At 42.4% G+C, this 21602-nt stretch carries 22 protein-coding genes; 6 read left to right on the top strand and 16 right to left on the bottom strand.

Translation table 11 applies throughout. The annotated features are described in order from the left end of the window. Positions 1-262: 262 nt before the first annotated feature. A complete protein-coding gene (adhE, locus tag OCU90_RS12335; protein ID WP_017084041.1) occupies positions 263-2968 on the top strand; it encodes a bifunctional acetaldehyde-CoA/alcohol dehydrogenase in 2706 nt (901 codons plus the stop codon). A gap of 190 nt (positions 2969-3158) precedes the next feature. On the opposite strand, the gene OCU90_RS12330 is transcribed toward adhE, so the two are convergent. From OCU90_RS12330 to sodB, 3 genes are all read right to left on the bottom strand, one after another. Beyond that, positions 3159-3842 carry an SDR family oxidoreductase gene (locus OCU90_RS12330; protein ID WP_004734052.1) on the bottom strand — a complete coding sequence of 228 codons (684 nt, stop codon included), beginning with the start codon at positions 3840-3842 and terminating at the stop codon, positions 3159-3161. A gap of 279 nt (positions 3843-4121) precedes the next feature. Further along, entirely contained in the window at positions 4122-4625 is a 504-nt protein-coding gene (locus tag OCU90_RS12325; RefSeq protein WP_261809210.1) for a VC2046/SO_2500 family protein, read from the bottom strand. Between the two features lie 319 nt (positions 4626-4944). Next, on the bottom strand, positions 4945-5529 hold the full coding sequence (gene sodB / locus OCU90_RS12320) for a superoxide dismutase [Fe] (protein WP_004734050.1): 585 nt from the start codon (positions 5527-5529) through the stop codon (positions 4945-4947). Positions 5530-5798: 269 nt separating this feature from the next. Between sodB and OCU90_RS12315 the strand changes: the two genes are divergently transcribed. Next, entirely contained in the window at positions 5799-6137 is a 339-nt protein-coding gene (locus tag OCU90_RS12315) for a Grx4 family monothiol glutaredoxin (protein ID WP_017076187.1), read from the top strand. A gap of 97 nt (positions 6138-6234) precedes the next feature. Continuing rightward, entirely contained in the window at positions 6235-6864 is a 630-nt protein-coding gene (locus tag OCU90_RS12310; protein WP_061024369.1) for a DsbA family protein, read from the top strand. A gap of 234 nt (positions 6865-7098) precedes the next feature. Here OCU90_RS12310 and OCU90_RS12305 read toward each other — a convergent pair whose 3' ends face one another. Beyond that, the gene (locus tag OCU90_RS12305; RefSeq protein ID WP_017079305.1) at positions 7099-8424 is read right to left on the bottom strand and encodes a Na+/H+ antiporter family protein; all 1326 of its coding nucleotides are present in this window, start codon (positions 8422-8424) and stop codon (positions 7099-7101) included. Between the two features lie 65 nt (positions 8425-8489). After that, positions 8490-9134: a ribonuclease T gene (rnt, locus tag OCU90_RS12300; protein WP_017061178.1), complete on the bottom strand. Its 645-nt coding sequence runs from the start codon at positions 9132-9134 to the stop codon at positions 8490-8492. Between the two features lie 188 nt (positions 9135-9322). On the opposite strand from rnt, the gene motY reads away from it, so the two are divergent. After that, on the top strand, positions 9323-10204 hold the full coding sequence (gene motY / locus OCU90_RS12295; RefSeq protein ID WP_017084038.1) for a flagellar protein MotY: 882 nt from the start codon (positions 9323-9325) through the stop codon (positions 10202-10204). Between the two features lie 95 nt (positions 10205-10299). Here the strand turns inward: motY and OCU90_RS12290 are convergent, their stop codons facing one another. The 6 genes from OCU90_RS12290 to OCU90_RS12265 form a co-directional block, all read right to left on the bottom strand. After that, a complete protein-coding gene (locus OCU90_RS12290) occupies positions 10300-10734 on the bottom strand; it encodes a DUF2753 domain-containing protein (RefSeq protein ID WP_017076183.1) in 435 nt (144 codons plus the stop codon). A 201-nt stretch (positions 10735-10935) separates the two neighbouring features. After that, positions 10936-11352 carry a lactoylglutathione lyase gene (gloA, locus tag OCU90_RS12285; RefSeq protein WP_004734046.1) on the bottom strand — a complete coding sequence of 139 codons (417 nt, stop codon included), beginning with the start codon at positions 11350-11352 and terminating at the stop codon, positions 10936-10938. A 647-nt stretch (positions 11353-11999) separates the two neighbouring features. Further along, the gene (locus OCU90_RS12280; RefSeq protein ID WP_061024368.1) at positions 12000-12755 is read right to left on the bottom strand and encodes an FRG domain-containing protein; all 756 of its coding nucleotides are present in this window, start codon (positions 12753-12755) and stop codon (positions 12000-12002) included. Positions 12756-12782: 27 nt separating this feature from the next. Continuing rightward, the gene (locus OCU90_RS12275) at positions 12783-13583 is read right to left on the bottom strand and encodes a restriction endonuclease (RefSeq protein ID WP_061024366.1); all 801 of its coding nucleotides are present in this window, start codon (positions 13581-13583) and stop codon (positions 12783-12785) included. Between the two features lie 151 nt (positions 13584-13734). After that, entirely contained in the window at positions 13735-14097 is a 363-nt protein-coding gene (locus tag OCU90_RS12270; RefSeq protein WP_061024364.1) for a hypothetical protein, read from the bottom strand. 12 nt (positions 14098-14109) lie between these two features. Beyond that, complete coding sequence (locus OCU90_RS12265) at positions 14110-14457, bottom strand: hypothetical protein (RefSeq protein WP_061024362.1); 348 nt, start codon at positions 14455-14457, stop codon at positions 14110-14112. 92 nt (positions 14458-14549) lie between these two features. On the opposite strand from OCU90_RS12265, the gene OCU90_RS12260 reads away from it, so the two are divergent. After that, the gene (locus tag OCU90_RS12260) at positions 14550-15575 is read left to right on the top strand and encodes an IS110-like element ISVisp6 family transposase (RefSeq protein ID WP_061026117.1); all 1026 of its coding nucleotides are present in this window, start codon (positions 14550-14552) and stop codon (positions 15573-15575) included. A gap of 271 nt (positions 15576-15846) precedes the next feature. On the opposite strand, the gene OCU90_RS12255 is transcribed toward OCU90_RS12260, so the two are convergent. From OCU90_RS12255 to OCU90_RS12240, 4 genes are all read right to left on the bottom strand, one after another. Continuing rightward, entirely contained in the window at positions 15847-16653 is an 807-nt protein-coding gene (locus OCU90_RS12255; RefSeq protein WP_061026031.1) for a DUF4238 domain-containing protein, read from the bottom strand. A gap of 1396 nt (positions 16654-18049) precedes the next feature. Then, positions 18050-18337: a hypothetical protein gene (locus OCU90_RS12250; RefSeq protein ID WP_061026029.1), complete on the bottom strand. Its 288-nt coding sequence runs from the start codon at positions 18335-18337 to the stop codon at positions 18050-18052. Positions 18338-18441: 104 nt separating this feature from the next. Beyond that, the gene (locus tag OCU90_RS12245) at positions 18442-19821 is read right to left on the bottom strand and encodes a DEAD/DEAH box helicase (RefSeq protein WP_061026027.1); all 1380 of its coding nucleotides are present in this window, start codon (positions 19819-19821) and stop codon (positions 18442-18444) included. Continuing rightward, a complete protein-coding gene (locus OCU90_RS12240) occupies positions 19815-20345 on the bottom strand; it encodes a hypothetical protein (RefSeq protein ID WP_061026026.1) in 531 nt (176 codons plus the stop codon). Before OCU90_RS12240 ends, OCU90_RS12245 begins: the two co-directional genes overlap by 7 nt. Positions 20346-20448: 103 nt before the next feature. Here OCU90_RS12240 and OCU90_RS12235 point away from each other — a divergent pair, with 103 nt between their 5' ends. Next, entirely contained in the window at positions 20449-20763 is a 315-nt protein-coding gene (locus tag OCU90_RS12235) for a helix-turn-helix domain-containing protein (protein ID WP_061026023.1), read from the top strand. A gap of 338 nt (positions 20764-21101) precedes the next feature. On the opposite strand, the gene OCU90_RS12230 is transcribed toward OCU90_RS12235, so the two are convergent. After that, positions 21102-21428, bottom strand: coding sequence for a hypothetical protein (locus OCU90_RS12230; RefSeq protein ID WP_061026021.1), 327 nt, complete (start codon positions 21426-21428; stop codon positions 21102-21104). Positions 21429-21602 lie beyond the last annotated feature (174 nt).

The raw sequence follows: 21602 nt of genomic DNA, 5'->3' as shown, positions 1-21602 counted from the left end.
GTCTGTTTGCTTGTTTTTTGCGCTAACGAAAAGTGTGATTTTAATCTATGTAAATCATGCTCTTAAGTTGATTTTTTCGATTGCCTTACTACTTTCTGGTTAATTCTTTTTGGGTAACTGATCTGGGTCAATTTTTTTCACACAGTGAAATAATATACTCAGTCCTGAAAGCAATTTACTAAGAACGCTGATGTTTAAGGTTAAAAGCAAGCAGCGAATTTAATAAAAAGTTTTTAATATTTATTATTTTAGGAGATCCACCATGCCTGTAACTAACTTAGCGGAACTTGATGCTCTAGTAGCTCGCGTTAAAGCAGCACAAGAAGAATTTGCAACATTCTCTCAAGAGAAAGTAGACGCAATCTTCCGTGCAGCTTCTCTTGCTGCTAACCACGCTCGTATCCCACTTGCACAACAAGCAGTTGCTGAATCTGGAATGGGAATTGTTGAAGATAAGGTTATCAAAAACCACTTTGCATCTGAATTTATCTACAACAAATACAAAGACGAAAAAACATGTGGCATCTTAGAAGAAGATGACAGCCTAGGCACAATGACTATAGCTGAGCCTGTAGGTATCATCTGTGGTATCGTTCCAACAACGAACCCAACTTCTACAGCAATCTTCAAATCTCTAATCTCTCTTAAGACACGTAACGGCATCATCTTCTCGCCACACCCACGTGCAAAGAACTCTACTAACGACGCTGCTAAACTTGTTTTAGATGCGGCTGTTAAAGCGGGCGCACCAAAAGACATCATCGGTTGGATCGACCAACCATCTGTAGAGCTTTCTAACGCGCTTATGAAGCACGACGGTATCGCGCTTATCCTAGCTACTGGTGGTCCAGGCATGGTTAAAGCAGCATACTCTTCTGGTAAGCCTGCTATCGGTGTTGGTGCTGGTAACGTTCCTGTAGTTATCGATGAAACAGCTGACATCAAACGTGCTGTAGCATCTATTCTTATGTCTAAAACATTCGATAACGGCGTAGTATGTGCTTCTGAGCAAGCTGCAATCGTAGTTAGCGAAGTATATGACGAAGTTAAAGAGCGTTTTGCTTCTCACAAAGCTCACGTTTTATCTAAAACTGACGCAGATAAAGTACGTAAAGTTCTTCTTATCGACGGCAACCTAAACGCTAAAATCGTAGGTCAACCTGCTCCAGCAATCGCTGAAATGGCGGGTGTTAAAGTTCCTGCTGATACTAAAGTTCTTGTAGGTGAAGGTCTTGGTAAAGTTTCTTACGATGACGAATTCGCTCACGAGAAACTGTCTCCAACTCTAGGTCTATTCCGCGCAGACGATTTCGAAGACGCTGTTGCTCAAGCGGTAACGATGGTTGAAATCGGTGGTATCGGTCACACGTCTGGTCTTTACACTAACCAAGACGTAAACGCAGATCGTATTCGTTACTTCGGTGACAAGATGAAGACGGCTCGTATCCTAATCAACATCCCTACTACTCACGGTGGTATCGGTGACCTGTACAACTTCAACGTTGCACCTTCTCTAACTCTTGGTTGTGGTTCATGGGGTGGTAACTCTATCTCTGAGAACGTAGGTCCTAAGCACCTTATCAACAAGAAAACTGTAGCGAAGCGAGCTGAAAATATGTTGTGGCACAAACTACCTAAGTCTATCTACTTCCGTCGTGGCAGCCTTCCAATCGCAATGAGCGACCTAGAAGGTAAGAAACGCGCATTCCTAGTAACTGACCGTTTCCTATTCAACAACGGTTACGCAGATGACGTAGTACAAATCCTGAAATCGCAAGGTATTGAAGTTCAAGTATTCTTCGATGTAGAAGCGGATCCAACATTGTCTGTTGTTGAGAAAGGCGCTGAAGCAATGAAGAGCTTCCAGCCTGACGTAATCCTTGCTCTAGGTGGCGGTTCTCCAATGGATGCAGCTAAGATCATGTGGGTTATGTACGAGCACCCAGAAACTCACTTCGAAGAACTTGCAATGCGCTTTATGGATATCCGTAAACGTATCTACAAGTTCCCTAAAATGGGTAAAAAAGCTGAGCTTGTATGTATCACTACAACTTCAGGTACGGGTTCAGAAGTTACGCCTTTCGCCGTTGTTACTGACGACAAGACGGGTGCTAAATACCCACTAGCGGATTACGAAATCACGCCAAACATGGCTGTTGTTGATGCTAACCTAGTAATGAACATGCCTAAGTCTCTAACAGCGTTCGGTGGTTACGATGCCGTAACTCACGCTCTTGAAGCTTACGTATCAGTTCTTGCGAATGAATACTCTGATGGTCAAGCTCTACAAGCTCTTAAGATGCTTAAAGAATACCTACCATCAAGCTACAAAAACGGTTCAGCAGACCCAATCGCTCGTGAGAAAGTACACAACGCTGCAACGATTGCTGGTATTGCCTTTGCGAACGCATTCCTAGGTGTGTGTCACTCAATGGCTCACAAAATTGGTGCTGAGTTCCACCTACCACACGGTCTTGCTAACGCACTACTTATCTCAAACGTTGTACGTTACAACGCGAACGATAACCCAACTAAGCAAACTGCATTCTCTCAGTACGACCGCCCACAAGCACGTCGTCGTTACGCTGAAGTTGCTGACCACCTAGGCCTAAGCCAAGCTGGTGACCGTACTGCTCAGAAGATTGAACGTCTACTAACTTGGTTAGAAGAGCTTAAGAACGACCTAGACATCCCACTATCAATCCAAGCTGCGGGTGTTAACGAGTCTGACTTCATCGCTAAACTAGACGAGCTAGCTGTTGAAGCGTTCGATGACCAGTGTACAGGTGCTAACCCACGTTACCCACTAATCACTGAGCTAAAAGAAGTACTAACAACGTCTTACTTCGGTACTCCTTACGTTGAAGGTGAAACTTTCGAAGGCACTACAGTGATTCTTAAGAAAGCTGACCAAAAGCCAGCTGACGCGAAAGCGCCAAAAGCTAAAAAAGAAAAAGCTAACGCGTAATAAGTAAGCATTAGTTTTGAGATAAGTTTTCGCTAGCACGAACCTTATCTATCGGGAAAAGATCAAAGCCCTAGTCGAGAGACTGGGGCTTTTTTTATGTTTGTTGCCTGATCTACGCGGCTTGAAAGGCTAGAGTAATGTCACTCGATTAGAAATGAATGGCTCAAATGTGCTTGGCATCGGGGAAGAACTAAACCTCAGCAGCGACCACTCGTCCACTAAAGTAATCATTAGAGACGATGTATTCCGTTGTTCTGGTCAGCTCATCTTGCAGCTGAGCCCAGTGGCATCGGTTGAGCTTGCCATCGGAGTTATGGATTGCCGGGACAACACCGCCGACTCGAATACCAAATGGAGTCAGTTCTTTGGCCCAGCTATGGGTAAAGCCAGTAATCATTGAGTTCGCACTCTCTAAGCCGGACACGTCATGGAAGTCATCGTGAGAGATCACATTCACAATAACGCCTTCTTTATCCTCCTCTCGTAATCTCTCGGCACTGATTTGCCCAAATGCGAAAAGAGTCGTAGCCATAGAAGAAAGATCATTGATAAAGCTACTGACAGGTTGATCGCCAATTAGGCTTGGCATCGGGGAGCTTATCCAATTATTGACCAGTACATCGGGCGTAGTGTTGAAGGTGGTTTGAATAAAATCAAACACGCTGAGAATTGCTTGGTTGTCATTGCTTTTGAGTGTGTAGTGGTAAACCGAGTCAGAAAAACGAGCACATTGTAAATAGGTCGCTTGAAGTGCTTCCGTGTCTTTATCACAAAGGATGACTGTGGCTCCAAGGTTAACAAAGTGGTTCGCAATCGTCCCTCCGAGTTGCGAGCCTGCAGATGTCACCAATATGATTGAGCTTTTTATTTCCATCCCAGCACCTAAATAAATCGTCCATGTCGGATAAGGATGGGTTAAATTTCATACAATGGGTGTGAAGAGGTTCAAACTAAGGCGTGCCAATTGATAAGTTTTTATGAACTTAGTGGCGGCTCACATTTCGCAGTAACTTCAAGTAGTAATCGACAACTCGTATTTCATGTTCACCCAAGGCTGGTGGTTCATATCATGCATGTGAATGATTTGAAATGCGGCGAACTAATCAAGAATAGCAGTGGATAGAGAACGAAAAAGAGGAAAGGTAGGTGACCGCTATACTTGAGCTTGAATTTGGTACTGACGCTGGGCAGTTGATAGTTCATTGTAGAGCGTAGCAAGTGGCAAATCAGGTACCTGTTTTTTTGCCAATTTACGTCGGTCATGACCAGAAAGGTTTTGGTAAACCTCTTCGGGTAAGTCGGCTGTATCTTCAGGCATGAAGGCAAGCGCTTCCGGTTTCAAGTAATGGCTGAGTTTTGCGCTGGCAAGGCTAGCTTGATGAAAATGATTAGATTGCTGAGCTGAAATTTCATACGAAGATTGGTTCGAACGCAGCTGCTGCGGTTCTGCAACGCCGAAGTGTTTACGCAGGCGATCTTCAGTTGTCTCTGTGACTTCAATGGTGTCAATCGGCGTGCAATCACGAACGTCATTAGAAAACATAGACAACAGCAACGCGAAATCTGCACGGCGACCTTGCTCAACCGCTTGGCTGATCCCGATGCCGAACTTCAGTTCGTTGATGATTCCTGCTTTGTCTAAAGTATGTATTTGCATGCTACCTCTCATTGGATACACCTTTAACGGCATGGAGTCGGCAAACTTTAGTGTTTAATTACAGGCAAATAGAGAATTTATGCAGGGCGGGGAAGAGTGCTAGGAGTTGGTCGAGAAGTAAGCTCTCTTGGCTAACTGGCTAACTGGCTAACTGGCTAACTGGTTAACTGGCTAACTGGCTAACTGGCTAACTGGTTAACTGGTTAATAGGCTAAGAAAGGTCTAGATTTTGTGGAATACGACAGATACAAAAAAGCTCACGCCGAGGCATGAGCTTTCAATAGATAACTCGCTATAAATAGCGCAGCGTAAGTAATAATTACTTAGCTAGGTTCTCTTCTACGAAAGACCAGTTTACTAGGTTCCAGAATGCAGCCATGTAGTCAGGGCGAACATTGCGGAAATCGATGTAGTAAGCGTGTTCCCATAGGTCAACAGTTAGAAGTGGAGTAACACCTTCTTCTGTTAGAGGAGTAGCAGCGTTAGAAGTGTTAACGATGTCTAGAGAACCGTCAGCTTTCTTAACTAACCAAGTCCAAGAAGAACCGAAGTTGTTGATTGCTGAATCAGTGAATTTCGCTTTGAATTCTTCGAAAGAACCGAATGCAGCGTTGATTGCTTCTGCAACAGCGCCAGTTGGTTCGCCGCCTGCTTTAGGAGCAAGACAGTGCCAGTAGAACGTGTGGTTCCAGATTTGAGCAGCGTTATTGAAAACACCACCAGTAGAAGTCTTAACGATCTCTTCTAGTGTTTTGCCTTCAAACTCAGTACCTGGGATAAGACCGTTTAGCTTAACAACGTAAGTGTTGTGGTGCTTACCGTGGTGGAAATCTAGCGTTTCTGCTGAGATGTGTGGTTCTAGCGCGTCTTTCGCGTAAGGAAGAGCCGGTAGTTCAAATGCCATTGCTCAATTCTCCATTGATATGAAAGAGTTAACTCTTTCGATTGCTTCCAGTGATATTATTATTCATGGTTCGCTTTACAGCCAACCATGGTCAATTTGCTGACTTGCGATATAGTTTAGCAAGTTTTTACTTTATTAAAAGCTTAATTCATCACTTTTGTGTGAATTGTTAGCTTAGCTCGTAAACCGCTTTTTTTATATGGTTTTTATTCTTTTGGTTTGGGGTAGAATAAAGGCAATAAAAGCCGTAATCCATTAACGAGGAAGCAATGGAAACTATCGATAAAATCAAACAGCAAATTGAAGAAAACACCATTCTACTTTACATGAAAGGTTCTCCTAAGCTGCCAAGCTGTGGTTTTTCTTCTCAAGCATCTCAAGCTCTAATGGCATGTGGTGAAAAATTTGCTTACGTAGATATCCTACAAAACCCTGACATCCGTGCAGAGCTTCCAGCTTACGCACAATGGCCAACGTTCCCACAACTTTGGGTTGACGGTGAGCTGATCGGTGGTTGTGACATCATTCTTGAGATGTTCCAAAAAGGCGAACTTCAGCCAATCGTTAAAGAAGCGGCTGCTAAAGTAGCTGGCGACGACGCTGAGTAAGCTTTAAGCCTTTGCGCTTAAATATTGAATGGAAGGGGCCCTTAATGAGGCTCCTTTTTTGTTTGAATGGTTTGAAAGACTCGATAAGGAATGAACAATGGACGTAAAACTTCATTATGTGCATGACCCAATGTGCAGTTGGTGCTGGGGTTATAAGCCAACATTAGAACTCTTAAAACAGCAGCTACCTGCGAGTATTGAGTTTAACTACGTAGTCGGTGGTTTGGCCCCTGATTCTGAAGATCCAATGTCAGAAGAGATGAAAGGTAAGCTGCAAGCTATCTGGAAGCAGATTGAAGCTAAGTTGGGTACTGAGTTCAACCACGAATTCTGGACTGAATGCCAACCAGTTCGTAGCACTTACCCTGCTTGTCGTGCCGTGATCGCTGCTGGTTTTCAAGACCATTACGAAGCGATGCTTGAAGCAATTCAACACGCTTACTACCTTCGTGCGATGTTGCCACACAGTCAAGAAACGCATTTGCAGTTAGCGGAAGAGCTAGGGATGAATGTACAACAGTTTGAAAATGATCTTTCTAGTAAGTTATTGGAAAGCGAATTAGATGACCAGTTAGGCTTTAAAGAAGCGATCGGTGTGCATTCTTACCCGACGTTAATGCTTGAAGTTAACGGTATTTTTACGGCAGTAGAACTGGATTACCATTCAACGGAAGCGACGCTTAAGTCTATTCGCGAAGTATTGGTGAATAACGTTCCCGCTGTATAATTCAGCGAGAGTTGTCTGTATTAAAGCAAATTATTTCCAAGGCCTACTCATCAGAGTAAGCCTTTTTTGTTTGGCGTTGCCGGTTCATTGAGAGTGAGAGGAAGAGGAAGGAAGAGTGGAATGAATCTCAGGAACAAAAAAGACCGCACGAGGCGGTCTTTACAATGTCTTTCTTTAGCTTACAGCTTACTACTTACGGTTTATTGCGTATTGATTCTTAGCTAAAGAACCCAATTACAGAACCATAGCCGCAACCCAACCGAATACGATCAGTGGGATGTTGTAGTGTAAGAATGTCGGTACAACGGTTTCCCAAACGTGCTCATGCTGTCCATCAGCATTTAGACCCGATGTTGGACCTAATGTTGAGTCAGAAGCAGGAGAGCCCGCATCACCTAGCGCTGCGGCTGTACCTACTAAAGCAATGGTTGCCATTGGTGAGAAACCAAATGCTGCCGCAAGAGGAACGTAGATAGTCGCAAGGATTGGAATCGTAGAGAACGATGAGCCGATACCCATTGTTACCAATAGGCCAACGATTAGCATAAGCAGTGCTGCTAGAGGCTTGTTGTCGCCAATGCTGGTTGAAAGTGCTTCAACCAGAGATTCAACGCCACCTGTTTGCTTCATAACTGCCGCGAAACCTGCCGCTGCAATCATGATGAAACCGATCATTGCCATCATGTGAACGCCTTTAGTGAAGACATCGTGTGTCTCTTTCCAAGCGATTACACCACCGAAGGTGAATACCATGAAACCAGCCAAAGCACCGATGATCATAGAACCTGTCGATAGTTGAACCGTTAGCGCAGCAACAATACCAGCAGCAGCCACTAGGATGTGCTTCTTGTTGATCTCTTTCACTTCGGTTGAAACAACAGTATGAGACGTTTCTTTGTATTGACGTGGCTTACGGTAAGTAAAGAACACTGCCGTAAGAAGGCCAAAGATCATGCCTGCAGCTGGTAACAACATTGCCATTGGTACTTGGCTTGCTACTACGTTTTCAAGACCGTTGTCGTGAAGGTTTTTAAGTAGGATATTGTTTAGGAAGATGCCACCAAAACCGATAGGTAGAACCATATACGGAGTAATCAGACCAAAAGTAAGTACACACGCAACCAGACGACGGTCTAGGTTCATTTTTGCGAATACGCCTAATAGAGGTGGGATTAAGATTGGGATAAAGGCGATATGCACAGGGATTACGTTTTGCGAAGACATGGTCACTAGGATCAAAGACGCTAGGATGCCATATTTTAGACCATTAGATGCCGCACTGTTCTCTTTACCGTGAATGCGCTTAATGACGCTTTGAGCAAGCAGGTCTGTGATACCAGAACGTGAGATAGCGACAGCGAATGTACCAAGCATAGCGTAGCTAAGTGCGATAGTTGCACCACCACCTAATCCACTTTCGAAAGCCGCGACTGCGTCGTTCAAGCCCATACCAGAGGCTACGCCACCGATAATTGCGCTGAACGTGAGAGCAACGACTACGTTTACGCGCATCAAAGCTAAAACAAGCATGATGCAAACTGAAATTACAACAGGATTCATATTATTCTCGGGATGTTGTGTTTTTTATGAAGGCAATACGAGTGAACGTTTACCGACTCTATTTTTTATTCTTCGTCAACAAGAGGCCAACCACCAAGGGCTTTCCATTTGTTTACAATGCCGCAAAATAACTCTGTGGTTTTTTGCGTATCATACAAAGCAGAGTGTGCTTCTTTGTTGTCAAATTCCATCCCTGCAGTGCGGCAAGCTTTAGCCAAAACGGTTTGACCGTAGGCAAGACCACTAAGAGCTGCAGTGTCAAAAGTAGCAAATGGATGGAAAGGGACGCGTTTAAGCTTACAGCGCTCACTTGCTGCATTAACGAAGTTCAAATCGAATGTAGCGTTGTGAGCAACCATGATTGCGCGACTGCAATCTGAAGCTTTTTGTTCTTTTCTCACTAGCTTGTAGATTTCTTTAAGGGCTTCTTGTTCCGACACTGCACCACGTAATGGGCTAAATGGGTCTTTAATTCCGTTAAAGTCTAATGCTGCCTGCTCTATATTTGCGCCTTCAAAAGGCTCAATGTGAAAATGAAGCGTTGATGCAGGGTGCAGATCTCCGTTCTCATCCATTTTTAATGTAATGGCACAGATTTCTAATAATGCATCGGTTTCAGCGTTAAACCCTGCGGTTTCCACGTCGATGACCACTGGAAAATAGCCACGAAAGCGTTTTTTTAGGGTCAGAGCTTCGTTTTCTACAGTCATGTTAGCCCAAATAAGTGTGATTAAGGCTGCATTATTGCAGATAATAGCGTTGATAAAAACTAGGAAAGGTCAATAAATCATAAATTAGCCGCACCATCTCGGCTTGATAATTGCATATCTAAACGCGAGAGAAAAATGCGGCAATTGGCTGCATTGTTAAACGAATTGCTTAAGAGATACTCCACTTTATGAAGAAACAACTCATAACAGGTTCAATGCTATTTTCGCTACTTATGTCGTCATCGGTCATGGCACAAGAAAAGCGTTATGGAGCATCTCCTCAACAGTCGGCGTGGGAGATGGTGGCTAACACGCCACTAGAATGTCGCTTGGTTCACCCGATTCCAAATTTTGGTGATGCTGAGTTCTCATCTCGCGCGAGTAAAAAAATCATTTTGGACTTTGAGCTTAAAATGCGCCGCCCAATGGGTGCGACGCGTAATGTCAGTTTGATCTCGATGCCGCCACCTTGGCGTCCGGGTGAAAGTGCTGATCGCATGACAACCATTAAGTTCTTCCAACAATTTGATGGCTACGTTGGCGGTCAAACGGCGTGGGGAATCTTGAGTGAGCTAGAGAAAGGACGTTACCCGACATTCAGTTACCAAGAGTGGCAGAGCCGAGATCAGCGTATCGAAGTGTCGTTATCGTCGGTGTTGTTCCAAGAAAAGTACAATGTGTTCAGTGACTGTATTGCTAACCTACTGCCTTACAGCTTTGAAGATATCTCTTTCACTATTTTGCATTACGATCGTAATAGTGATCAGCTGAACAAATCATCACGTAAAAGGTTAAGCCAGATAGCTGACTATGTTCGCTATAACCAAGACATTGATCTGGTGCTGGTGGCCACGTATACCGATTCTGCTGACAGCAAAGGCATTAGCCAGAATCTTTCAGAGCGAAGAGCAGAATCGTTAAGAGAGTACTTTAAGTCACTCGGTTTACCGGAAGACCGTATTCAAGTGCAAGGTTATGGTAAGCGTCGTCCAATTGCCGACAACAATTCACCAATTGGTAAAGATCAAAACCGCCGCGTTGTTATCTCATTGGGTAGAACGCAGGTTTAGCTTGAATAAAATCTAAAGCTCCAATCAAGAAGCCCGTCGAAATGACGGGCTTTTTTGTATTTTAACTTTGAAGTCGTTGTCTTAACGTAACTTGTTTAGTTCAAGCGGAAACGAGCGATCATTTCACAGTTGGTCGCGGTATCGATTTTTTCAACCATAGAGGCAATTTTAGGGTTGGGATGGCGTTTCATGAAATCGATAAGGGCTTTCTTACAGCAACCAATAGAATCTATAAAGCTGGAGCATTGTGTATTCGGGCACTGCGGAATCAGTGTCAGTACTTTTTCCGAAGCAAGTTGAAGGTACTTGAGTTCGTAGTCTGTATCCCCAGCCCATCGCCAGAATTGAGCAAGGTTATGGCAAGAGATAACCGAAATCAGCAAACGCTCATCAGCCTGAATATCAGTGCGTTCAGTAATTTCTTCGCTCAAGTTCAATGCTTGCTGATAGTGAAGAATACTTCGTACAGGATCGTCGAGCTGCAATGCAGTATCGGCAAGTAACGTGTGTTTTTCCCATTCGCTAATCATTGTATTACCTCACTAATCAATAGGTGGTTAATTTAAATGATAATCATTATCATGTAAAGTTTCATTGGTGAGATTGTTAATAATAATTGGTGAAGGGTATTGTTCGTGCGTGGAAACATAAAAAAGAAGCGAGCACAGTGCTCGCTTCTTTTTTTCATTTCATCAGGCGTTCAAGCCCAACTTCGCAAAGAGGTTGAGGGATTAACCTTCTAGACCTGCGCTTGCCTGTTTGTTCTGAATCAGCTCAATCATGTAGCCATCAGGATCTTTAACGAATGCGATGTGTGTAGAGCCGCCTTTAACAGGGCCAGCTTCACGCGTTACGTTACCGCCTGCTGCTTTAATTGCATCACACGTTGTGTAGATGTCATCAACACCGATAGCAACGTGACCAAAAGCTGAGCCAAGGTCGTATTCAGTCGTGCCCCAGTTGTAAGTCAGCTCAATCACAGCGCCTTGAGATTCGTCACCAAAGCCAACGAAAGCCAGCGTGTATTCGTACTCTTTGTTTTCGTTCTTACGTAATAGCTGCATGCCCATTACATTGGTGTAGAACTCGATAGACTTGTCTAGATCACCCACGCGTAGCATGGTGTGTAAAATACGACCGTTTGACATGATTTGCTCCTAGCTTTAATTATGTATACGTTTTTGTAATTCTGTTTTATGCCGCTAGATAAACGCGGCGCTTTTTAGCCAATAGGCCTGTTAGCTTCTTGCGCTTAGGGCTAACAGCTTGTGAGCCTAGACGTCCGTTTTCTCTTTGAATTTTGTTTATATTCACTAAAAAATAATCTTACTTAGTGAGTGAGTGAGTGAGTTTCCAAGTATACAAGGGCTCACAAGGCCTTTCTATCTAGACTTTCCTTTACGAAAATAGAAAGATTTGTAAACCTAGTGCTTTAATGGATGAATTCTGTTCAAAATTACCTCCATTATTCTTTACAAAAATAGTAGCAAATTAAAAACGACTGCTCTATAAAATTTCTTTCCAGAAGGCTTTGTAAGGCGATGGCCTCACTGCGTGAAACCATCACCCTGCTAAAAGGGTATTTAGGGGAATGATGGTAAAGTAAAATAATAAAGCCACTCCTGACGCTCGCACAGCTCACTACTCGCTAGGCATATATGATTTTCCTTGACCATCGGTATAACACTCGTATAAGAGCCTCCGTAACTCGCTTTTGGACAAAAACGATTTAGACCTATAGCTCTAAAATGTTTATACAAGATTAGAAAAAGTATCTTGAAACCTTAAATGCTTGTTATAAGCCACCCAGTTGCGATTGCATATATTCAGGTGCCTTTTCAAGATCTAATGGTCGAGTAGTATGATTGTAAAATTCTGTTTTAAGTGATTTTGCAATACCATCGAGACCAGGATAGATAGTTGATTCATTAATACCTAACAAACCAAGTTTTGACTGAATTTGAGGTTTTAACTCACCAGGTATAACAAATTTATGCAACTTGTCAGTGTCAAATGCCTTTCTAGGTTCGTGATGAACAGTAAACAAGCCAGCTTGATTGACTAGACGCTCTGAGATGCTTGGCCCATAGAACTCCAATGTTTGAGTTAGATCAAGTGGGTCAATATGATAACTCGAATCTATGTGTATATGACTTATAAGGCCGTACACCGCACAGTTACTCAGGGGCTTTCCTCCGTATAGTTCTTCAGGTGAGTGAGCTGTAGCAAAGTACAACGCAATTAGAGGGTTAATACTCCAATCTAAAAGTCTTGTAGGCAAACCATAGTGTTGCGCCAAGCTAAGCCATTCCCAGTCATTTGACGGCTGACACTGTACTCGCAGCGCACTCTTCATCTTGAATTGCTCTAATAGCGCCCTTTCTCTATCAAGCTCCTCGCTCGAATCTCCGAGCAATGGCAGGCGACCGACAGAGGAAATCAATTCATATTCAGAGTTAATTACTCCTCGAAAAACCATGTGGTTCTCTGGGACAAATCGTGTGGCAAACGAAAAGACTTTTTCTATCGTATCCAGACTATAATATTTCATGTTGCCTCTCTGGCTTATACCGCCCTGTTAGCTGTCATCTTCGGCATTATACATGCCTTTGGCCATCATTTTTGACGGAGTTTCATCACTACTCAAAGACAAGATACAGTCTGGGTTATAATCTCCATTTTTATGCATTTCCCACTCCGATGCTAACAGCTTTGCCTCGAAGTGATTGAAATTGAGGTTCAACCAGTTTTGCAGTTGCTGAAAGTTGTCAGCAAACAATTCTCCTTGGTGTTCTTTATGTCCTGTACCAAGAAATATTGGATAGTTTTTATCTGATGCATCCATCAACGCTTTACGTGCTACACCTAGTAACATTTGACCTGTAAATCTAAGCTCATGGTCCATTAAATGATGACGAAGGCCGTATTTAATTCGAATTTTTTTGGAATGAGACCAATATCTATTTTCTAGCAAATCCAAACGTGTTTCGTAAGTTTTGAGTATTTCAGACTCAACAAAGCCTTTAGTTTCTTCTTTAAGTTGGTCGAAAGTCAGCAACTTTATATTTGTATTATTTGCAGCTTCCATAGCACCACTTTGAAACCCGCTACTAGAAACTATAAATGCTTTATCTACACCTAAGTCTTCAGCAATGCTTCGTAGTGCAAGTACATGTCCCTTGTTTACATTGCGCTTCCAATGTTTAGCTTCGATTATCCATTGTAAATCAATGCCTAAGAATTTAGTTTTTACATACACGTCTACATCATGTTCGGTTCTTACACCTTTCAAACAAACGTTGGTTTCCGATTCAGCACCGATAGACCTAAAGTGCTGGCATATCTGTTCTTGAAATAAATACCATTCTTCTTGTCGCATTAATTACCTTTATCTCCAAGCTTGACTCTAACGGCTAACGCCAAATTAAGTAGTGAGTAACACTACCACCCACCTAAACCATTGTGCCGTAAATACTTAAGCTAATTCAAAGCAAAAATGCCAAGTGTTACAAATCTGATTAAATTTATTGTTATGTTTTAGCTGTCAAAGACTTCAGTTCTTCAATAGCCCTTTTGTATCGCTCTTCGTCAAAATCACTGGTCACCATTGCTGCTTCTGTGCTTGCTTCTACAAGCTCTAGTGTAGCTAAAGCGAGCTCTTTCACCGCAACTTCACTGTCCTTGATTTCTTGTAGAATCAGCTCACCTCGAGTAATTGAGAATGACTTTAACTGATTCAAATTTGGCAGGAGAATGCTAAAAATAGCCGCGAGAGTAATGAGAACCATAAATGACGCTTCAGATAAGTTGACATTGTTTTTTAACCACATTGATCCCCAAACTGAAACTAGAAAAACTACAACCACTATAATCGGCTTAACTAATTTTCCCACAAGGCCTCCTTGTTATGTTTTTAATTGATAGTTGAGAGCTAAAACCTCAAACTGTCCAATCTCATTGAAATTAAACTTAAAGTGTTTGTAGCCTTCGGATTCGGATACTTCATCTTGATCAATATGCAACTTCAACCAATTAGACTGTTCAATTTCATAGCAACTATCGCAGCGTTCTCCGTTTAAAGAAGACTCAGCCATTTGCCACTTCATTGCAATTGGGTCTGCAAAGAAGATTTCTACCTTTTCCTCTCGCCAATCACGAAACTTTAAGATCACATCACCATCAACCTGAAAGATTTCAGGGTATTCAGCATCAGCAGTAGAAAAACCAGTATCAATTAATTTTGCAATTTCCAAATCTGACTCCAGAAAAACATAACGAATGACATGGATTCCCCCTACCGAGGATCTGCCACACTTATGTGGTACTTAAATGCATCGGAGGCACCATGTCTGATTATTCTTATTTCTGCGGTATCGACCTAGCTAAAAACCACTTTAGTCTTCATGCCGTAGACCAAAATGGTAAGGTCATACTTCATAAGTCGGTAACTCGCTCTAAACTACTGACTACAATAGCAAATATGCCACTCATGCGTATAGGCGTTGAAGCGTGTGGTGGTGCACATTATTGGGCAAGAACACTCAATAAACTCGGGCACGACGCCCGCATTATGGCTGTTAAATACGTAATTCCTTATCGAACTAAGGGAAAGAACGACCTTAATGATGCTGTTGCTATCTGCGAAGCTGTTCAGCGACCATCTACTCGCTTTGTGCCTGTAAAATCCCCCGAGCAACAAGCCATCTTATCGGTACATAGAATGAGAGAGCATTGGGTTCGTGAGCGCACCGCGCTTATGAATCGCATGCGTGCCCTACTTTCTGAGTTCGGGTTAACCATTCCTGTTGGCCGCTCTTCATTAATGAAACAGGTTCCCTTAATGCTGGAAGACGCAGAAAATGAACTACCACACCTCGCGAGAACAGTGATTGCCGATGCTTATCGCCACCTTGGTGAATTGAATCAACGTATCGCCGATACTGAACAAGTCTTCGATTCTTTTGCTAAGGTCAGCACTAATGTTCAACGAGTGATGAAAGTTCGGGGCATTGGACCGCAAACCGCTACTGCGATACTTGCTTCGATAGGTAACGGCTCTCAATTTGATAAAAGCCGTGATTTCTCTGCTTGGCTAGGACTCGTACCAAAACAATATTCGACGGGAGGAAAGCCACGCTTAGGTCGGATAACCAAACATGGCGATAAATACTTACGAACACTATTAGTTCATGGCGCAAGGACCGTAATTGCCAACCTTGGCGACAAGCAAGATAAGTTAAGTCAGTGGTGTCGAGGCGTTCTAGAACGAAGAGGAATGAACCGAGCGATAGTGGCACTTGCCGCGAAGAACGCACGAATTATATGGTCGCTTTTACACAATCAAACAGAATACGAAAACTATGCTGCTTAAGTAAAAAACTAAGCAGCATAAAGAGTTAAACCCACCGGGTCATTGCAGACGCTAATGATGGAGATAGGTTAAGACCACTTGCGGAGAGCCTGTTAATGCGGCGGACACACTAGATGTCATCTAACGAATAAGGCACCGCAGTCGCGCAAGTCATCAGGGCCACGACGTATGCGAATCGTCGATAAGTAGGCCGAATGTAGAGCGGCAGTCCAAAACCCATCAACATAAGTTTAGCGGATGTTTGACAACCGGGGGAATCCATGTAGCCTTGTTAGGCTGCTATACTTGGAGTGCTTATCACCCAACGCTGAGAGTGCTCCATAATAATTTCATTTAGTTGGAGAGACAGCTCTTTAGGCATATCTCTTGGAATAATAATGGGATTATCTGCTGTTAAGTTAGGCATGAACATGACTGCAATGTTTGATGTAATAGCCATAGTTGCAAATGAAGCTTCATGCCTTCCTATATCATAAGCATAATTTGAATGTCCTGTGCCTCCCGCTAGCGGAATGCACGGTGTATCTCCTGTAGTTAAATCCGTTTCACTGAATAAAATAGCAATATGCATTTTTTTAAACCTTTCCAATATTGTAGATTCAAAGGCTTGCTTATTAAGAGCATAAGGGGACTCTAACTGTTTTATTGCTTTTGCCGCTTCAGGATTATTGTCTGTTTTTAGCTGTTTTAGCATTTCCTGAAAGGCTTTGGGTGTACGAAAATATGAAATGCATGCAAATTCTTTTAATATTCGTAAATGATCTGGTAATGCATTTAGTGCACTGGCTAATGTTTCTGATATAGGCTGAGACAATTCGATAGCGTTGTTTTTAATAGCAGACAAAAAATCTCTAGTTTTCCCAAACTTCCCTTCATAATCACAAAACATATTTTCAATTTCATTTGTTGGAGGAAGTTTTGGGTTTTCATAAAAGTACTTCTCAAGACAAATGTTCTCTACTGCGGGAGTGAAAATTTTCCCTGTTTTTTTATCTAGAACCTCGACCTTTCCTTTTGGACATGCCCAGGCTTTTAAATAAACTCTTGGTACGTAATGTTGCCTTACCGTTTGCGACATGGTTACTCCTTATGATGTCGAGAAGCCTAACATTCTTAATAACAGGCAGTCTCGTTTTTCTACCTGTTCGACTTTCGATTAATTTATCATAAGTCACTAAAAATTAAAGAAAATACATTAAAATTGTGTACTCTATCCTCACATAAAATCGCGCCGGCGCGTTATCACGTTTTAACAATGCGAGCTATATCAAGACATGAAAACCACAAACCTACTAAGAAACAATAGCTTAAAAAGTCAACCATCGACAAAGCGAGACCAAAAGCTCAATAAAACATGCCACTTTCCATATTCAAACAACAATCAAACTTAATAAACTATGTGGATATGTAGAAAAGAAGGTAAAGATGGTAAGTAAATCAGCCATGAACTTGATATTAGGTTTTGTAGGGAAAACGCACGCCACTAAAATGTGTAGAGCATTTGATCTAGCGAGTTTTGGGGCAGATCTGAGCTAGCTGGCACTTTTTGAGAAAAGTGCCACGAGTAAAACTTCAGGTCTATGAAGCCTCTGGACAAAAGTGTTTCAGACTGATTTTTGCAACAGGCCGTTGCAAAATCGGGGCTTATAGGAGTAGTTGCAAATTATGCAACTACGTAATTTCTCGGTAGTTGCTTGATAAGCAATGTGCATATTTTGCACATTAGCTAGTTTTATTGCCAAAACGACACGCTCTGAAACGGTTTGGGGCAGAAGCAAGCTTGCCACATACAGTTCTTAGCTTTAAACTAACGTTGAGAGCCTCGGGTATCCCTGCTTTTTCTTGGATGTACTATTTACTGTCTGGCCAGAAGTAATTGTATCGAATTGAACTTGGCTTAATTGCAAAGCAGACCACCGAGGACATATGATAAGTCTAGGTGCTTTCCCTTCCATATACTTTGGTGATAAAACACCCGACGCTGCACACAGAATGTGTTCCCTCTTCGTTTTGAATGACAAACATTCTGTAGCTGTTTACAAAGCCATAGGCATTGCCTGTGGCTTTGTCGTATCTGGGACTAAAAAAACTGGTGCAACAGGCTTACACACAAATTAATCTATTGATAGTTTCTTATGCTCTAAACGTTTAGGGGCAAAAGTGTGTCGCTTCGCGCAGTCAACACAATAGTCTGCCCCTATAGTGTGTTAATCAGAAGCACGTATCCCCCTTCTTACAGAAAGCAATATTTCAGGTGGTTTTAACTTCACATCGCAACCTGCGCATCGCAACCTGCGCATCGCAACTTGCGATGTGGGTAATCACTTAAGAAGCACCCGCGTAAACTACAAAGGATTAGTAATTAAAGTCAATAACTTAAACCTAATAACACTATGGTATTACTAATAATTAGGCTTCGAGTTGAGAGAGCACATCGCATAAAAAAGCTCTCCAGAATTGAGAGCTTTGATGGGTTATCGGTAGTATTGGTTTTGGCGCTTCGAGTTATACTTCCAACTTTTTGCTAGGCCATACACATAAGACGGGTAGTCGTCCCATGGGTTAGCTAATGCTCTTCCTCGCGTGGCGCGCAGCTTAACTGGGTACTCTCTGCACTCAATCTTATGAAGAAAGTAATAGCTCTTTTCCTGCTTGGTAGAAAAGTGCTTGTGGGTTCCACTACGAACGCTCGGATAAAGATCCAAAAGGTGTTGGCGCTGGTATTTAATGCGCTCTCGGTACTGCTGTTTTAGCTGTTTCATTTGCCCTCCAGGTTTACATTACCTAGAAGGGGTCCTCTGCAAAGTAATTCATTCTGGCCTCCCCAATGTGCCTTTAGTGAAAATGTAGCCTATGGTTTCTTCAATTACATGGAAGAGAAAGCCGAGATCACTCTCTGCTTAAATGCCCCAAGTCGAAGCTCATCAAACATTCCTAATGCTCCATAGAGACTATTTGAACTTTCTGTACTGCTTTCCCAAGATACTGTTGTTCTCGCGCTGTTTTGGGGCTCAAGCGGAGGCGCGACACTTAAGCTATTTCGTCGACCAGAGAACTCTGTTTCGATAGGTTTCCCCATACTTACATAGAGACGAGACTCAGGAATATCCTGTTCAATCCTTTCAGAAAACTCAATCAGGCTTTGCTCTGCAAAAGTGAATAACCACGCTTGTTGGTTTATTGTATTATTCACACGAAGTATTCGTCCGAGCACCTGCCTGAAATACAATTCAGTTTTGACTGAACTCATATGGCAACATACTTGAAGGCGCGGAATATCAGTACCCTCACTGATCATACCTACACTAACAATCCATTGTGCGTCGCTTTGTCGATAACGCTCTATTTCTGCTAGCGGCTCTTCATGTCGATAAGTGACGATAGAAACGGTTTGCCCAAACTTTTGAGATAGTATCTCTTTGATTGTTTGCGCATGTTGAACCGAAGCTGCAACAATCAGCCCACCGGCATTGGGTGATCTGAGACGTACTTTTTCTAGCTGCTCACATCCTAAACCGAGTAGATATTCCATCGCCTCTTGGTTGTGAATAACACTCTGGTAGGATGCTTTTGTCTGTTTAAGCATCTCTAATATTGATGAAAAGGATTCGACTTTTTCTCTACTACTAACAGACAAGTGTTCATTATCAACCAAGACGATTTTGGGCGTTCTACAAACACCATCAGCTATAGCTTGTTTAAGAGTGTATTGGTAATCGACAAGAAGCTGTCCGTCTGGGTCGCTGTACTCACCCATCACAATGGGTAAAGAGTCTGAACGCCACGGTGTACCTGAAAGTGCGAGGGTAAAAGTAGCAAGCCCTTGAATCTTAGTGAGAACTTGCTGCCCCCAAATGTTCGCATTTTCAACCTCAGAGCCAGAGCAATGGTGTATTTCATCAAAGACAACAAAGACCCTGTGATTCCGCAATGTTTGCCAAAATTCGTCATTGAGGAATTGGATAGATTGGTATGTTAAAGATTGCCCGACAGATCCCATGCCACCATTAAACGTACACTTAAGTCTCGACGAAAAGGTTCTTTTTATACCATCAGAAACCGTCAACGATGGTGAGAAGCACAATACAAGGTCTACCATGTCACTTTGTAACAACCTTGACGCAATATTAGCGGCAAGCACTGTCTTACCTGCTCCAGGTGTAGCTTGGCAAAAGAAATGGGAGCAGTTGGATTGATATTTTTTCAACGCTCTGTCAGAGCATTCACTTTGCCACTTCCTTAACACTGTTCATTTCCTTCATAGAGAGTATTAAGAACCTTTGTTAAAACGTTCACTTTTCCGAGCAATAAAGCGGCGCGCTCTTTAGCCTCTTGATGCAAAGGGGCCAGTTTATTCTCTAGCTCAGGAAATCGAGATACGATCGACTGATACTCGTCAATCTCCCCAAGTATTATTTCCAATTCGCCCTTATATTCGTTACGTTCATTGCTTAAAATGGAATAGTTTTGAATGGGTACTTTAGGCTTCATATCCGCTTGGTTATTCGTTGTTACATTGTTATGTAACTCTTTAAATTGTTGCGTTTGAAAGTAGCGTTTTTTCCGGCCTGAGCCCTCACTTCGCAACCAACTTTTCTTTTCAAAGTGAAAAATTGCTCGGTACACCTTTTTGTGAGCTTCGGCAGAATTGGAGTCCACATTATCAAGGGATAGCCACAAATCTCTCGCTTCTAGCACGGTGAATCCATCTAACCCATTTTCTATCAATAACTTGTGCATGACAGCACTAATTCTTCGAGCCCGTTTCATTTCCAAAATTACACCAACCAAAAACTAAGGATTGCTTAGTATACAGAAATCCATAAAACTAAGAAAATCTTAGTTAACTTGAGATCAGAGAAATGAAATCTAAGTGTCATTTAAAAACCCAATCCCAGAGCGACTCAAACAAGCTCGAAAAAAAGCAAAGCTCTCTCAAAAATCCCTGGGAGAAAGCATAGGTATGGATGCAAGTTCAGCAAGCCCTCGAATGAATCAATACGAGAAAGGCAAGCACGCCCCAGATGTTCAAACCTTAAAGCTAATCGCCGATGAGCTTGGTGTGCCGCTCAATTATTTCTTCTGTGAAGATGAAAGCTCTGCTGAACTGGCGTGCATGATCTATGAAATGACAGAGAGCGAAAGAAAGAAACTTATTGCAGCACTGAGCCAGAAGAAAGACTTATAATAAGAGAGTTTACTTTAAGTAATACTGATGTTGCTTATGGCGGGAGAGTGAAGTAACGGCAAATTCAAAAGTTATGAACAAAGCTCTGGGTTTAGGTATGCTTATTAAGAACTTAACAGGTAGGTTATGTGAGGTAAGTGATTCCAGCCTGATTTTAAGTAATAACGTAGTGATAGCGTCTTATGCTATCCAAATTGTCTATGAGGTTCGTATCTATGCAGTTTCTGGACATTTCCGTGTTTAGTTATGTACTAATTTAGCTTCACACGGATAACTTTTCGTATTGAAAAATCACTTAGTGAGTTGTCCAGTATTGCTGGAGCAGATCAATTCCGCACCTATTGGTAAATATTACAACCCGTTTGCTGGAAAATTAACTTGGTAACTTCTGGTTTTGATTTTGTGTTAGGTTTAAGTAATTGGAACATGTCCACATTACCCATTGCATACCCACCACCATAAGTCATGGCACCTAGAACTTTATCTTGCCCTTCACTTCTATCGAGGGCAGATGCTAGCTTTGTTTGATCAACTTTTATGGAAGCGATTTTAGCTAAGCCCGCACACATTCCAATTTTGCTATTGTGGTCAAAAGCAGGCGTAGAGGCTATAGAAGAGAATGAGAGCCCAAGTAAAATAGGCGAGATTAAGGCACTAGGTTTCATTACTATCCCTACAATTTTAGTATCGTACCGGCACGAATTGATGTATTTAGCATATCTCAAGAACCTTACCTAGCCAACTGAAAAGCATACATAATGCAGTTCAAATCCAATTTCTAGTTGAAAACCGTGCAAGCACACATTGCTTCCGATTCAAGGCTCGTTATCAGTCAAAAA

Source organism: Vibrio splendidus, from assembly GCF_024347615.1.
Taxonomy (GTDB): Bacteria; Pseudomonadota; Gammaproteobacteria; order Enterobacterales; family Vibrionaceae; genus Vibrio; species Vibrio splendidus.
Note: the sequence above shows the minus strand (reverse complement) of the source record. Positions and strands in the feature narration are given on the sequence as shown.